15 protein-coding genes and 1 pseudogene are annotated in these 14,541 nt (G+C 59.5%); 2 read left to right on the top strand and 14 right to left on the bottom strand.

Annotated elements, in window-relative coordinates; all coding sequences use genetic code 11:
• Positions 1-189: 189 nt before the first annotated feature.
• The 10 genes and pseudogenes from cyoD to EB235_RS30495 all read right to left on the bottom strand — a co-directional run bounded on the left by cyoD (position 190) and on the right by EB235_RS30495 (position 9,433).
• On the bottom strand, positions 190-564 hold the full coding sequence (cyoD, locus tag EB235_RS30540; RefSeq protein WP_032925987.1) for a cytochrome o ubiquinol oxidase subunit IV: 375 nt from the start codon (positions 562-564) through the stop codon (positions 190-192).
• Positions 564-1,196, bottom strand: a complete 633-nt coding sequence (locus EB235_RS30535) for a cytochrome (ubi)quinol oxidase subunit III (protein WP_032925989.1) — start codon at positions 1,194-1,196, stop codon at positions 564-566. The genes cyoD and EB235_RS30535 overlap by 1 nt, the downstream gene beginning before the upstream one ends.
• Complete coding sequence (gene cyoB, locus EB235_RS30530; RefSeq protein ID WP_051429786.1) at positions 1,193-3,160, bottom strand: cytochrome o ubiquinol oxidase subunit I; 1,968 nt, start codon at positions 3,158-3,160, stop codon at positions 1,193-1,195. The genes EB235_RS30535 and cyoB overlap by 4 nt, the downstream gene beginning before the upstream one ends.
• A gap of 2 nt (positions 3,161-3,162) precedes the next feature.
• Complete coding sequence (gene cyoA / locus EB235_RS30525) at positions 3,163-4,005, bottom strand: ubiquinol oxidase subunit II (protein WP_080680944.1); 843 nt, start codon at positions 4,003-4,005, stop codon at positions 3,163-3,165.
• A 39-nt stretch (positions 4,006-4,044) separates the two neighbouring features.
• Positions 4,045-5,369, bottom strand: a pseudogene (locus tag EB235_RS30520) (PQQ-dependent sugar dehydrogenase).
• A 26-nt stretch (positions 5,370-5,395) separates the two neighbouring features.
• On the bottom strand, positions 5,396-5,848 hold the full coding sequence (locus EB235_RS30515) for a DUF2231 domain-containing protein (protein WP_032925991.1): 453 nt from the start codon (positions 5,846-5,848) through the stop codon (positions 5,396-5,398).
• A 432-nt stretch (positions 5,849-6,280) separates the two neighbouring features.
• A complete protein-coding gene (locus tag EB235_RS30510) occupies positions 6,281-7,237 on the bottom strand; it encodes an NAD-dependent epimerase/dehydratase family protein (protein ID WP_027033702.1) in 957 nt (318 codons plus the stop codon).
• Between the two features lie 167 nt (positions 7,238-7,404).
• The gene (locus tag EB235_RS30505) at positions 7,405-8,121 is read right to left on the bottom strand and encodes a GntR family transcriptional regulator (RefSeq protein WP_080680945.1); all 717 of its coding nucleotides are present in this window, start codon (positions 8,119-8,121) and stop codon (positions 7,405-7,407) included.
• Positions 8,122-8,397: 276 nt separating this feature from the next.
• Positions 8,398-8,850 (bottom strand): DUF6894 family protein, encoded by a 453-nt coding sequence (locus EB235_RS34620; protein WP_208603643.1) that lies wholly within the window; start codon positions 8,848-8,850, stop codon positions 8,398-8,400.
• A 214-nt stretch (positions 8,851-9,064) separates the two neighbouring features.
• Positions 9,065-9,433 carry a MucR family transcriptional regulator gene (locus EB235_RS30495; RefSeq protein WP_080680946.1) on the bottom strand — a complete coding sequence of 123 codons (369 nt, stop codon included), beginning with the start codon at positions 9,431-9,433 and terminating at the stop codon, positions 9,065-9,067.
• An 83-nt stretch (positions 9,434-9,516) separates the two neighbouring features.
• Between EB235_RS30495 and EB235_RS30490 the strand changes: the two genes are divergently transcribed.
• Positions 9,517-9,810 carry a hypothetical protein gene (locus EB235_RS30490; protein ID WP_027033704.1) on the top strand — a complete coding sequence of 98 codons (294 nt, stop codon included), beginning with the start codon at positions 9,517-9,519 and terminating at the stop codon, positions 9,808-9,810.
• A 289-nt stretch (positions 9,811-10,099) separates the two neighbouring features.
• Here EB235_RS30490 and EB235_RS30485 read toward each other — a convergent pair whose 3' ends face one another.
• From EB235_RS30485 to EB235_RS30475, 3 genes are all read right to left on the bottom strand, one after another.
• The gene (locus tag EB235_RS30485) at positions 10,100-10,975 is read right to left on the bottom strand and encodes an SDR family oxidoreductase (protein WP_080680947.1); all 876 of its coding nucleotides are present in this window, start codon (positions 10,973-10,975) and stop codon (positions 10,100-10,102) included.
• A gap of 38 nt (positions 10,976-11,013) precedes the next feature.
• Positions 11,014-11,529 carry a pyridoxamine 5'-phosphate oxidase family protein gene (locus EB235_RS30480; protein WP_245268903.1) on the bottom strand — a complete coding sequence of 172 codons (516 nt, stop codon included), beginning with the start codon at positions 11,527-11,529 and terminating at the stop codon, positions 11,014-11,016.
• A gap of 343 nt (positions 11,530-11,872) precedes the next feature.
• On the bottom strand, positions 11,873-12,490 hold the full coding sequence (locus EB235_RS30475; RefSeq protein ID WP_245268904.1) for a metallophosphoesterase family protein: 618 nt from the start codon (positions 12,488-12,490) through the stop codon (positions 11,873-11,875).
• A gap of 34 nt (positions 12,491-12,524) precedes the next feature.
• On the opposite strand from EB235_RS30475, the gene EB235_RS30470 reads away from it, so the two are divergent.
• On the top strand, positions 12,525-12,869 hold the full coding sequence (locus EB235_RS30470; protein WP_080680948.1) for a 3-keto-5-aminohexanoate cleavage protein: 345 nt from the start codon (positions 12,525-12,527) through the stop codon (positions 12,867-12,869).
• A gap of 239 nt (positions 12,870-13,108) precedes the next feature.
• Here the strand turns inward: EB235_RS30470 and EB235_RS30465 are convergent, their stop codons facing one another.
• The gene (locus tag EB235_RS30465; protein WP_027033706.1) at positions 13,109-14,425 is read right to left on the bottom strand and encodes an NAD(P)H-dependent oxidoreductase; all 1,317 of its coding nucleotides are present in this window, start codon (positions 14,423-14,425) and stop codon (positions 13,109-13,111) included.
• Positions 14,426-14,541 lie beyond the last annotated feature (116 nt).

Below are 14,541 nucleotides of genomic sequence, written 5' to 3'. Positions count from 1 at the left end.
GGCGGGTCGGCTTAAGTCTCCCTGGGTCGCTGCGGTTGGATGAGAAATGCGATGCAGATCGCCAAGTCTAGCGCTCCGACGTTGAGGCCAAAGCTGCCGCGCCCTTTACCTAGAGAATTCGCGGCGGCTATGGCGGCTATTGTGACGGCAAGGTTCCCTGTTGTGGACTCCAAGCACGGCCGCCCGACACTACATCTGCATCAATTGGTCAGGAGGCATCATGTTTGCGTTGAGTTGCGCCATGATCAGCATGGAGCCAAACACGATCAATCCCACGACGAACACGCCAAATGCCAAGGCTAGGATGTTGTTGGTGTCTTCCGGGCCGCTGGAGATGTGCAGAAAGAAAACCAGATGGACGCCCATTTGCCCGACGGCGAGTGCGGCAAGAAGTATGGGCACGGCCGGTGCGTAGACGAGGCCCGTCTGAGCCGCCCAGAAGGAGGCCAGCGTCAGCACCACTGCCAGGCCGAAGCCGAGCAGATAGCTTCTGATGCTCTGTTGTCCGTCGCGATGTTCGCCCGGTACGTGGTCATCGGTCAGCGCGCTGTCGTCCTGTTCCATCAACGGGCTCCAAAATAGACGATGGTGAAAACGCCGATCCAGACGATGTCGAGCGCATGCCAGAACAGGCTGAAGCAAAGCACCCTGCGCATGACCATGGGATGGAAGCCCAGTGTGGCGACCTGCGCCATCATCACCAGCAGCCAGCACAGGGCGAGACCGACATGCAGGCCGTGTGTGCCGACCAGGGTGAAGAACGCCGACAGGAAAGCACTTCGGGTCGATCCGGCGCCGGCCGCAATCAAGCCTGCGAATTCCGAAACCTCAAGTCCGACAAAGAGACATCCCAATGCAAAGGTTGCGGCTGCCCAGCCATAGACCTGAGCGGCGCTGCGGCGCTGCACCGCCAGGGACATGACACCGCATGTGAAGCTCGAGGTGAGCAGGCATCCGGTTTCAAGAAGCGTTCGGCCGCGCTCGAAAAGTTGCGGGCCGGCAGGCCCGCCGGCCGTCTGATGTGAAAGGACGGCGTAGGCTGCGAACAGTGCTGAAAACACCACGATATCGCTCAGCAGAAAGAGCCAGAAGCCGAAACGCACGACCACGTCGGTCGATGCTGGTCCGCGTTGCGACAAGGGCATTGCGGGTGGGTCTAGATCTGCTCCGGCGACCACGACATCGGCTTGCGTCATGGTTGGTATCCAGATTGGTGCTGGAATGCCCCGATCGTCTCGGGCGATGTGTCTTCGTCCGTGGAAACTTGCCAAGCACGAGCCAGGCACGTGGCGAGGATGCCGATCAGGCCAGCAATTGCCATCCACCAGATGTGCCAGACCAGACCGAAGCCGGTGGCCACGGCGAAGAATGCCACAATCGCACCGATGGGGCTGTTTTTCGGCATGAGTATGGGCTCAAGTTCAGCTTTGTCTCTATCTCGGGAGCGCGCCTGTTGCCTCGCTGCCCAATAGGCGTCCAATCCATCGACAATTGGCGCGATGGTGAAGTTCCACGGCGGCGGCGGCGAGGGCGTCGACCATTCCAGCGTCCGACCGTTCCACGGATCGCCGCTGACATCGCGCCGCTGGTCGCGGCCGCGGACGCTGACCACAAGCTGAACAATGGTGAGGAGAACACCAACGGCGATGACGACCGCGCCGACAAGTGCCGCGATCATCAGCGGTTGCCACCCGGCTTCGGCATAGTGCTGCATGCGGCGGGTCGCGCCCATCAGGCCGAGCACGTAGAGTGGCATGAAGGCGAGATAGAAGCCGATGAACCAGCACCAGAAGATCGCCTTGCCCAAACCCTCGTGCAAGGAAAAGCCGAAAGCCTTCGGAAACCAGAATGTGTAGCCGGCGAAGGCGCCGAACAGCACGCCGCCGATGATCACATTGTGAAAATGGGCGACGAGGAACAGGCTGTTGTGGGTGACGAAGTCGACCGGCGGAATGGCCAGCAGCACGCCGGTCATGCCGCCGATGACGAAGGTGATCATGAAGCCCAAAGCCCAGTACAGCGGCGCCTCGAAACGGATATTGCCGCCATAGAGCGTGAACAGCCAGTTGAAGATCTTAACGCCGGTCGGGACGGCAATGATCATGGTCATAATGCCGAAGAAGGCGTTAACGTCGGCACCTGCACCCATGGTGAAGAAGTGATGCAGCCAGACCATGAACGACAGCATGCAGATGGCCATCGTCGCGATGACCATGGAGCGATAGCCGAAGAGAGGCTTTTCCGAGAAGGTTGCGATCACCTCCGAGAACACGCCGAAAGCGGGCAGGATCAGGATGTAGACCTCGGGATGACCCCACGCCCAGATCAGGTTGATGTACATCATGGCGTTGCCGCCAAGTTCGTTGGTGAAGAAATGAAAACCGAGATAGCGGTCCAGCAAAAGCATGGCGAAGGTGGCGGTCAGGATTGGAAATGCGGCGATGATCAGCAGGTTCGACGCCAGCGCCGTCCAGCAGAAGATCGGCATGCGCATGTAGCCCATGCCCTTGGCACGCAGCTTGAGGATGGTGGTGGTGAGGTTGATACCGGACAAAAGCGTGCCGACGCCTGATATCTGGAGCGCCCACAGGTAATAGTCGACGCCGACGCCTGGCGAATAGGCGAGTTCGGATAGCGGCGGATAGGCAAGCCAGCCGGTCTTGGCAAACTCTCCCACCACGAGGGACAGGTTGACGAGCAGCACGCCCGCAGCGGTCAGCCAGAAGCTGACCGAATTGAGCACCGGGAAGGCCACGTCGCGAACACCCAGTTGCAAGGGCACCGCGAAATTCATCAGCCCGACCATGAACGTCATCGCCACGAAAAAGATCATGATCGTGCCGTGCGCCGAGAATATCTGGTCGTAGTGATCGGAAGTGAGATAGCCTTGGGCACCCGCTGCGGCCAGTGCCAGTTGCGTGCGCATCATGATGGCGTCGATGAAGCCGCGCAGCAACATGACCAGCGCCAGCACGACATACATCACGCCGATACGCTTGTGATCGACGCTGGTGATCCATTCCCGCCACAGATACGGCCACCAGCCGCGCCAGGTGATAAGGCCAGCAATCGTGGCTATCGCAACGACAACGAGCAGCGAGGCCGCCAGCGGGATCGGTTGGTCGAAGGGAATGGCGCTCCAGGTGAGTTTGCCGAACATGCTCACTCCCCAGCGCTTGGCATCTGGTTGGACTGCATCGCCTGCGCGTCAGGCGCGTGGGCGGTACCGGCGACGATGGTATCGAACAGCCGCGGTTCTACGCCGGCAAAGGTCGCCGGCGCCACGTTGGAACTCTGCCGGGCAAGCCTGGCAAAACCCGTCTGATCCAGAACACTTTTGCTCTGACGGGTGGTGTTGACCCAGGCCTCAAAGTCATCGCCGGACTTGACCACCACATCGAAGCGCATGTCGGAAAAGCCGGCGCCGCTGAATTGCGCGGAGATGCCCGGGAAAATGCCGGTTCTATCCGCCTGCAAGCTCAGACGGGTCGTCATGCCGGCCATTGTGTAGATCTGGCTGCCAAGCTGCGGAACGAAAAAGCTGTTCATGACGCTGGCCGATGTCAGCTGAAAATTGACCGGCGTGCTGGCCGGCAGGACCAGTTGATTGACGCTCGCCAGGTTCTTGTCTGGATAGATGAACAGCCATTTCCAATCGAGCGATACGACCTGGACAGTCAGAGGTGGCGTCTTCGACTGAATCTCGCGATAGGGATCAAGGTCGTGGCTGCCAAGCCAGGCAATGCCGCCGAGAAAGACGACGATCAGCGTCGGGATCGACCAGATTACCAACTCGATGCGCCCCGAATAAGACCAGTTGGGGAGCCGTTGGGCATTCTTGTTGCCGACGCGAAACCACCAGGCAAAGCCGAGTGTCAGGACAATCACCGGCACAATCACGGCCAGCATGATCGCCGTTGCATTGAGCAGGATTTTCAACTCGCTGGCGGCGATTGGTCCCTGCGGAGCCAGAATTCCCGAAAGCCACGACCACGTGTCATGCATCGGGCTACCGTATCAGCAGACGCTGGCCGGTGACGACTGTCATTTGGCTGCTGCCGTGACGCGCCAGACTTTGTTGCCGACGTCATCGGCAATCAGCAACGCGCCAGATTTGTCTACGGCCAGTCCGACCGGACGACCACGGGCTTCATCCTTCCCGTTTAGAAAGCCGGTCACGAAGTCCTGTGCCATGCCATCAGGATGCCCGTCCTTGAACGGCACGAAGACGACCTTGTAGCCATTGAGCGCGGGCCGGTCCCAACTGCCGTGCTCGCCGACAAAGGCTCCGCCCTGATAGGTCTGCGGCAGCGTGCTGCCGGTGTAGAAGGCAAGTCCCAGCGGCGCCACATGTGAACTCAGCGCATAATCAGGCGGTATCGCCTTGGCGACCAGATCCGGCCGCTGCGGCATGACGCGAGGATCGACATGCTGGCCATAGTAACTGTAGGGCCAGCCGTAGAACGCGCCATCCTTAACCGAGGTCATGTAGTCCGGGGCCAGGTTTGGGCCAAGTTCGTCGCGCTCGTTGACGATGGCCCACAGCGCGCCTGTCTTCGGCTCCCAGGTGAGGCCGTTTGGATTGCGCAGGCCACTGGCGAAGATCCTCGAACGCCCGGTTGCCCGATCGACCTCCCAGATCGCCGCGCGGTCCTTTTCCGCCTGGATGCCGTTTTCAGTGATGTTGCTGTTCGAGCCGACGCCGACATAGAGCAACGTGCCATCCCGACTGGCAACCAGGCTCTTTGTCCAGTGGTGATCAATGGGGCCGCCGGGCAGGGGCGTCAGAACCGTTCCCTGTTCGGAGATATTCGTTGCGCCAGGTGTGTAGGGATAGCGCACGATCGCATCGGTGTTGGCGACATAGAAATCATTGGCCACCAGGGCGACGCCGAACGGCGAGTTCAAATGATCGAGAAACACGGTCCTGGTTTCCAGAACGCCGTCACCATCCGCGTCGCGCAGCAGCGTGATCTGATTTGTCGGCTTTTTCTCGCCGCCACCACCGGAGCTCGCCAGCGACTGCAGGAACCCCATGATCAGGTCTTTTGGCCGCTTGATCGGTTCGCTGCCGGGACCTTGTGACTCGATCACCAGAACGTCGCCGTTGGGCAGCGTGTAGAGCGAACGCGGGTGCGAGAGATCGCTTGCCATGGCGTGGATCTGCAGACCCTGCGGGACCGTTGGCGTTTCATCCTTGGACCAGCAACGACCTTGGCGAGGTTCATCGGCGGAATGAGATATTGCTGCGGTTCCGGCAGTGTCGGGTTGGGACCGATCTGTGTGCTCGGATCGGCTGCGTCGTCGCTACAGCCTGTCAGGCCGAAAGCGGTGGCACTCAACAGAATGACGGTTGTGGCGCGCAGAATTTTTATGGCCGGCACAGAGACAGGTATCACCGGGTCACTCCCGCCACCTCAGTTGTTGCCAGGGAACCGCCAATCGATGCGGTGAAAATCATCAAAACGACCACCACTGCAGAAAGCGTCAGTCCGGTTGGGACGACCGACGTCCAGGCGTCGCGGCTATGGACGAAAGCGTTTAGGACAGACAGCACCAGCACGGCGATGTTGCCGAGCATGTGCAGCCATCCCCGCGAATACCGGCGCACGAGCCGATTGGTGAAGAAATCGAACAGGCCAGCCAGCGCCGCCAGGACCCCGAACGCCAGTCCGAACGTCAGCAGCCAGGCCGAAAAATCTGCCCACATCATCTCGGCCGTTCGCCAGTATGCAATATCAGTGAGCAGCGCGCCGGTGAAACAAACGATGGGGAAGGGGACGAGGAGTGCGTGTAAAGGGCGCCGCTCGACAACGATAGGCGCCGGTTGGGAAGTCTCTTTGAGCATGGAAGCAATCCGGTTGCGAACGGGCGACGCAAATCAACCCGCTCACAGCAGGGAGGTTCCCTGGGGGCTGTCACGCGTCTGAAATCTGGCAACCGCTGGGGTTGAGAATGCCGCCAGATCTCGTCGACCTACATGTTCGAGGCCCGCGGCTCATGCGTTTTGAGGGGTCGGTATGCTGGGGTCTGCCTGGTCTTCGGATAATCGGGACGCTTGTCGGCGAGCGATTTCAGAATCGGCATGGAAGTCGGGGATGCGGAGCGTCGTCGTAGAAGGGATTGCGAAAGGTCGGTGACGAGTTTCTTGATATCCATCACTTCCTCGCATCAGCCCTCCAAAGTTGGAGTTACGCCTAGCGAGGGAAACCTGCACTCTCATTTGATAGATGCAATGGCGGTTTCGAAGGCGCCGAAGCTGGGAAATTTCCGGGCTCTCCTACCGGTTGAGTTTCCCGTTCGCCACCAGCCACTCGACTGATTCATATATTGCTTGCAGCGACGAATACCGCGGGTCGTAGCCCAGGAGGTTCCGCGCCTTGGCGATCGAATGACTCGGACTGCGTGCAATGTGCTCCCAGGAGGCGCGCCAGTTTTCTTCAGTCTGCTTGCCCTTCCACGTATCGAACGGCTCGAAGCTCAGCCGCGGCGCGTGGCCGAACCGGTTGTACATGGCCTCGGCGTAGCCGCGCAGATTGATCGCCTGTGGCGAAACGGTGTTGAAGGCCTCGCCAACCGCGTTCCTCCAGTTCGCGATGGCTCGCATAACCATCTGTGCTACGTCGTCGGCATGCACGTGATGCACTGTCTCGTTGCCAAGATTGGGCAGCACAAGCCGCTCGCCACGGGCGATCTGGGAGAACACGCCGACGTCGAAGTGCCCCGCCGGATTGAGTGGCTCCCAGCCGGGCCCAACGATATGGCCGGGCCGAAACACCGTGGCTGGAAAGCCGTTCCTCCTGGCTTCGTTGAGCAGCCAGGTCTCGATCTCGGCCTTTTGCGTGCCATAGCTGCCGAACGGGTTTTTCGGCTGGTCCTCTGTCGCGGGGATCGCGGTGTTGTGCCCATAGACCCAGATGGTGCCGCAATGGAGGAAATGCTGCACCTCGCCTCGCAGCGCGCCGACGATCTGCTTGGTGCTGTCGAGGGTGAAGGAAATCATGTCCACCACGATATCGGCGTTCAGCGCGCGGACCTTCTCGCCGAAGGTGCCAGCCTTTTCCTCCGTGTCGCGGTCGATCACCACTGGCTCGACCGATTTCCACGCCGCATTCAGCGTATAAGCTGCGCGCTGGCCGCGGCTGACATTGACCACTTCATATCCGGCCTCGACCAGCCTTGGCACCAGGTACGTGCCGACATGCCCGCTGCCGCCGATGATCACTACTCGGGTCATTTTCACCCCGCCGATTGCTGGCGGACTGTGGCACTGGCAGACGGCGAACGCCACTCGAATCTGCCGCGGCTCAACGCCATTACCGCCATTTGATCGATGCAGACAAAAGTGATCGACGACATCGCGCGCACGATCGCCATCGGCACTGATTGGACGCCGATCGAGGGTCAGTTTTGGAAGCCGTTTGACAATCGGAATCTACCGGCGCACAGAGCCGCGGATTTCTCGTAGTGATTTACCAAGACTGAAACGGCGCGATCGGCGTCCCCGTCAAGAGCGGACTCAGCAATAAGCCTGTGTTCCTCCAGGCAGTCGCGAGGTGAGGCCTCGTCTGACTTTGCCAATATCCTGTAACGGTAGAGCTGGTCCGCGAGTTGATCGCTGAAGCGTATGAGCCTGTTGGATCCACATCCTGCGATTAGCGCTCGGTGGAAAGCTCCGTGATGCTTTTCCCATTCAGCGTCAATTGATGATGGCTTTTCGATTATGTGGCACGATGCGCGGGTCAGCCTATGCAGTGCCAGAACGACCTGCTCCTCCCACTGCAAATTGCGGTTGCCAATCGACTGCCGCAGTCCCATCTCCTCGACCCAGCAACGCGTGCGTGTGAGTTCGTCAAGCTCGTGAGCACTTACTGGCTTTACAGAAAAGCCGCGCTGGTCTCGATGATCCAGCAACCCCTCGGTGGCAAGGCGGGTAAGAGCCTCTCGAACGGGCGAGGCTCCAGCCTCATAGTACTCGACCACCCAATCCACGCGTACCTTCGAACCGCTCTTCAGGACTCCATTCAATATATCATCGCGAAGCTTGAGATAAACGGTGGTTGCGATCGTCTGCGGAGCAGACAAATCGCTGTCACCTTCTTTACCGTCTGCTATTCGCATGAATGAGTTTTCGACAAAAGACCCACCTTCATCCAAGCATTAGGGCGACAAAATAAGAGTAGGAACATTCCTGCTATCTGGCCTTGCTGGCATAGCCGCAAAAAATGGCCAGCGCTCGGGTCAGTTTGGCGGAAAGGGAACCCGGCACCGGCCATTGCGGGATAGCTCTTTGGGATCATCCCCGCGTTACAAAGGTACCCTCATATTAGCTTTCGCTCAACCAAGACTTACGTCCTGTCATGACGCCGTCGTGCACCTAGAATCCGGTCTTGCAGACTAACCGTGCAAACTCTGGGCTGTTTGGGGCGCTCGCGTGGCTAGCAGTCGATTTACCTCCGATTCGGCGACTGAAAACAAACTGTCGAGAGCTTCCAGGTGTTGCGAGTAGCCGTCTTCGGCAAACTCCTTTCGGAGCGCAGTAACCTGTGTCTTGGCGCGAGAAAGTGCTGTCCTCCATCGGTCGCCGCCGGGCTGTTGTTCACCGTCAATCGTCTCAACAATCCACGCTGAGGCGAAGGCCAATGTGGCTCGAAACACGTACCTACCCGTATCGTCGCGCACCTTGACATAGAATGTCCCAAGGGGGCCGTCGGGCAGTGCCTCGCGTACGATTTCCGGTAAAACGTCGACCGCCTGGAAGCTTAAATCTGCCAGTGAAGCACAGACGACGCCATCTTCATCTTTAGTTAGGTCGTTGCCATCGTGAATATCAAAGAAATAACGTGCCATTGCGTTACTCCGAGCGCCTTGGCGGGAGTCGCATACTCTCAGGCGTCTGTTTGCCGTTTGATTTCTGACGATATGTAGCAATCTTGGGCGACCTTTAAGGTTCCAAACCAATTGTCAATTTCGTACAAATGTGACGGTCACGCGCGGTCAAAGCTTGAGGACTTTGGCAAAGGTTCCTTTTTTTTGTCGACCGGTGATGCGATTCAGTTTGAAACTAGGCTTTCGCATTGCGTTTAGCTGGCCCCTTCTTGCCTGGAGCAGGCTTGCGGCCGAGCCCAATTGCCTTGGCCATGGCTGATCTACGATTGGAATAGTTCGGTGCCACCATTGGGTAGTCGTGCGGCAAACCCCACTTGGCGCGGTATTGATCGGGCGTCATGCCCAGCAAGCCCAAATGCCGTTTCATCGACTTGAGTTTGCGGCCGTCTTCGAGGCTGATGATATGGTCAGGAAAAACTGACCTCTTCGGATTAACCGCGGGGGTCTGCGGCTCGACAACTGGCGCCACTGGCTCGATGAGGCCGGGGTTGATCCCTGTCACTCCAGACCCTCGCCCGCCGCCCCACCCGGCGGGCTTTTTCATTCTGTCTCAGAAACTTTTTCTGAAGAGCGAAGTTGCTTCAACACGCTGCCGCTCCCGGCAGCCGCAACTCGGAGGAATTTTCCGTGAACTTCAAGATGCTCACCATGGGCGCAATGGCCCTTGCAATTATGACTGGCTCGGCCTTGGCCGGTTCGGGAACCGGAACGTCGGCGCTTGATGATCCGGCCAAGATGCAGCCCTTCTACACAGATTCCGGCATGAAGACGATGCAGTCGGATGATGCATTCAAGAAGGCCTGGCTCGCCTTGACCGATGACGATCGCGCATCGATTACCAAGGACTGCGGCGACAAAGTTATCGCCAAGTCGCACGACAATTACTGCGCAAAGACCAAGCAGCTAGGCGGCGCCAACTAGCTCGAACAGGTCGTGTGGCAACTTAAGTTGCGTTCTAGCCCGCTGCCGTGAGGCGGCGGGCTTTTGCGTCAAAATAGCCTGCTGGTTCGCATTTTGGGCCTTGGCCGCCGCAGAGCAGATGCAGCAGTTCGCTGGCACTTGGCGCTCCTATCTACCGGCGGTTTGGAGAGAACAGGCGGTGCTGCGCCGGCAAGGCCGCGCTGACACGCGCTGGCAAGGCCGCGCTGACACGCGCTGGCAAGGACCAAGCTACTACAGCACCACGCAAAGAAGACGCAATCACCTGGTTTCAGGCCACGCCTGTGCCGCCATTGGCCCCGAATACGCTGCCATCGGTGTATGTGATTTCTCCCGAAGCAAGCAGGACGAAAAGCGGCGCAAGCTCCGCCGGCTGGCCGGCGCGACCGAGCGGCGTATCCTGACCGAATTCCTTTAATTTGCCGGGCAACTGACCCCCGGCGACCTGTAGTGGCGTCCAAACCGGTCCAGGCGCAACAGCGTTGACGCGTATGCCGTGTTTGGCCAGCTGCTTTGCCAGGCCTTTTGTGAAGACCGCAATTCCGCCTTTCGTCGTCGCATAGTCGAGCAATTCCTCACCGGGGTTGAACGAGTTGACGGAGGCCGTGTTGATAATGGCCGCTCCTGCTTTCATCAGCGGGAGCGCTGATTTGGTAATCCAGAACATTGCGTAGAGATTGGTTTTCAAGGTTCGGTCGAACTGCTCGAAGCTGATATCCGCAATAGACGCCTTCGATTGCTGGTAAGCAGCGTTGTTGACCAGAATGTCGATGCCGCCAAGTTCGCGGTGCGCCCGCTCAACGAGGTCGCGGCAGAACTGTTGGTCGGTCAAGTCTCCAGGAATCAGGATGGCTTTGCGGCCCTCCGCGCGGATCAGCTCCGCGACGTCTTGTGCATCGGGCTCTTCACTGGGAAAGTAATTGATCGCCACATCCGCGCCTTCGCGCGCGAATGCGATGACTGCCGCCCGCCCGATCCCTGAATCGCCGCCGGTCACAAGAGCCTTGCGGCCGGCCAGCCGGTTTGAGCCGCGATAGCTTGTCTCGCCGCAGTCAGGAACGGGATCCATCTCGCGCTGGAGAGCCGGCCATTGCTGGCGCTGCTCCTTGAAGGCCTCGCTGGTGTATTTCGTCGCAGGATCGGACATCTGTTTCTCCGGCAATGATGCAGGGCGGCATAGCTGTCTCAGAGATCGACTTTTGCGTTGTCGCCAACATTCGGCTTCGCGCCGGTTACCGCTGCAAATACCATCTTCGCGGTAGCGACAACCAATCCCGGGCTGTCCCACAGTTCGCCTTCGTCCGGTGTCACCGTTATCAGCCGAATTTCGGGATCCTGGGCGTTGTCCCACCATGCCGCGTCAGTCTTCTCCCACAACGCGGCGATCTTTGCTCTGTCGTTTGTCACTGCGGCCGGCCCGGAGATCGTCACGTATTTGTAGTGGCTGCTGTCACTCCAGGCCAATGTTACCTTCGGATATCTCGACAGCTGCTTGTTCTTGGCGCTGTCGTCGTTGACAAGGAAATAGATGGCATTTTCCTCGCGCAAGACGCGCGCGGAGAGTGGCCTGGCGCGATTGTATTCGCCGTCCCATGTCACGAACATGCAGACGTCGATTTCCTTTGCGAGTTCCCAAATGCGGTTTGTTGCCTCGGAAGATGTGAGATCCGTCTCTTGCTCGCGACTCTTTGCCATAACCATGTGCTCCGCCGAAGGATGTGCTCGTACAACTCGCATGTGGCCATGGCGTTCCAGCGTGCTTCAAAGTTGCTCGCTCCTGCATTGTTGGCAGGCCATGAGGCCTTGCAGCTGGCTGGTCTTCTAGCGCGCCGAAGAATGGCTGCGCCAATCAAGCCGGTGCCCGTCCATTGGGACCATGCCGAAAGGAATATCTCATCAAGGTTTCGAACCCGGCCGGGGAAGATCGCCAGCCTCGACATTCCACGGATATTTCCGGACGATCGATGCAAAGAATGTTGAATGAATTTGCGGTCTGGCGAAGCCGCGATGAAACCGCCGTTCCTGCTTGAATAAGCAGTGCCGCTTAGCCGTCGATAATGTAACGCCTAGCGCTCGAACCGGCACGGTGAAGATGCTGGTGGCCAGACAATATGATGTCGACACCGCTGCGCGAGAATGCATCCATGGCCAGACCCGCGCGGCCAACGATGCCTTCGTCGCTTTGCAGATCCAGCCCTTCAAAAGGATGATGAGTGACCACTACCCGGGTAATGTCATCGGACATATGTGCGAATTTTTCTGTCGCCGCCTCGAGCTGGCGAAGATTGATCCTGCCATCCTTGATTGTCAGGGACCGCGCCGTGTTGATCCCGACGACCGCGACTTCGCTATCGGCGTAGAACGGGTCCGTGTCCGCCGCGATGTAACGCTTGTATCGTGAAAGAGGCGTCAAGGCACGCGCGAAGACATTCCAGAGCGGCACGTCATGATTGCCGGGTACCACGATGCGGGGACCGGGAAGGGAATCAAGAAAGGCCCGCGCGTGCAGGAATTCGTCTTTCCGGGCGCGTTGCGTCAGATCCCCGGAAACGACCAGCAAATCCGGGTCGATAGCGCGAACCTCCGAAGCAATGGCTCTCACGACCTCGCCATCTGTTTTTCCGAAATGCAGGTCCGAGAGGTGAACGATAGTTCTCGCCATCCAGCGAAACCAGCAGGCGCTCGCGAGGCGAGGCATGATCCCATTCGAGAACCCGCCGGTGCTCTACGTGCTCGGTCGCTACACTGTCGGGCAAACGTCCCGGCCCTCCGATCTGCTGCCGTTCCTGGCGGCCGACACTGCGGCATTCAGCCATTGGATGGTCTGTGCCTTCGGCCGGCAGGAGATAGCGTGCGTGACGTCAGGGGCCTTGCTTGGCGGCCATTCGCGTGTCGGATTCGAGAACAACCTTTTCCTGCCGGATGGAGCGCTGGCCTCTGGAAATCAGGATCTGGTCGCGGCCACAAAACACGCAATCGGGGCATGCGGACTGACAATCGCAGACGCAGACACATTGCGCGTCCGTTGGTCGGGCATCTAAAGCGTCGGATTTCCCCTACACGGGCTTTGCCTCTTTGTCCGCGATGGCGGCTTGTGGAGCGTAGCCGTCGGTTTCTCGGAAAGAGGCTGATCGACGCCGCACCCGGCAGATGTCTAAGCTGCCCCATTATCACGACTTCGGCTCGGAATCGCAATCGCCGCTAGAGTAATCGACGTGGCCGTGAAGCATCTGGAAACGAGGCACCCCGGCCGCGTTCGATCGAGCTCGGGAATAGAACTTCATTTTGTTCCGTACAGCATCTCGTCCTGCAGCCGGCGCAAGGCGGAGAGCCTTGTCGTCTGGTCGGGCGCGGCATTGTCGGCGGTCAGCATTTCGCCTTTCCTGACCGGCCTCAAGACCTTGCCACCTTCGAGCAGGCCGACCGGCACGGCGCGCTGGGTACGGGCTGCGCTGACGGTCATCGTCCAGGAGCGGTAGCAGGTCTCGCCGACCGCATCGAAGGTCTCGCCGGCCACGAGGTCGCGCTTGGCGACCGCGCAGACCTCGGCGACGGGCCTTGGCAGCGGCACCATGTCGGGTTTGCCGAACAGCACGATGCGGGCGGCGGTCAGCGGCACTTCCATTGAGGTCAGGTGATAGGGCCGGAACAAGCTGTAATAGGGACCATGGCCGATGTGCAAATCGTCCATGCGCTCGATGATGCGTGGATGCGTTGCCTCGACGATGACGAAGACCCCGGGCGCGACACCTTTGCCCACCGTGTAGTCGACAACGCCTTTTTTCAACAACAGTCCGCCATCCTCACGCGGGATTAACACCTTGACGAGGTCGTCGCGGTCGGCCTTCGGGCCGTGCATGCCGGGCACGTCGGGCACCAGGCCGGTGGCGTTGGCGATGGCGCACATCTCGACCATGGTTTTCGAGCCGTCGACGAACTCCACCAGCATGCGCGGGTTCATGTTGCGGCGGATCGCCTCCTCGCGATAGTCGTCGGGCACGGCATTGTGGTTGAGCGGGTTGTTCTTGCCCTTGCCGGCCGAGACGATGGTCAGGCCGAGCGCCGAGGCGAATTCGATCAGCTCCATGCAACTCGACGGCTCGTCGCCGGCGCCAACCGAATAGACGACGCCAAGCCGGTCGGCCTGCTGCTTGAGATAACAGCCGATGGTGACGTCGGCCTCGACATTCATCATCACCAGATGCTTGCCATGCTCCATCGCCGACAGGCAGAAATCGGCGGCGACGCCCGGCTTGCCGGTGGCGTCAATGACGACGTCGATCAGCGAATTGGTGACCAGCATCTCGTTGGAGGTGATGGCGATTTTTCCCGCCTCGATGGCCGCGGTGACTTTCGATGGCGTGTCGGCTTCGACCGCCATCGTTTCATCGCCATAGGCGATACGGATGGCCTCGCGCGCGGTGTGCGGACGCCGCGTCGAGACAGCGCAAACCGATATGCCGGGCATCAGCATGCCTTGTGTGACGAGGTCGGTGCCCATTTCGCCTGAGCCGATGACGCCGATGCGAATGGGACGGCCCTCCGACCCACGCTTGGCGAGATCGCGGGCAAGCCCGGTCAGGGAGACATTGGTCATGCAAAGCGCCCATGATCGCTGTTCTGCATCAGGAATAGCAGGGGACCATATCAGTCAGCCAGCTAAACCTCACAAAAGTTGCAGTCTCACGCAGTTCTTATCCGGGCTGGCGTGAG

The organism is Mesorhizobium loti R88b (genome assembly GCF_013170845.1).
In the GTDB taxonomy this organism is placed as follows: domain Bacteria; phylum Pseudomonadota; class Alphaproteobacteria; order Rhizobiales; family Rhizobiaceae; genus Mesorhizobium; species Mesorhizobium loti_B.
This window is presented reverse-complemented; position numbering and strand designations above follow the sequence as displayed.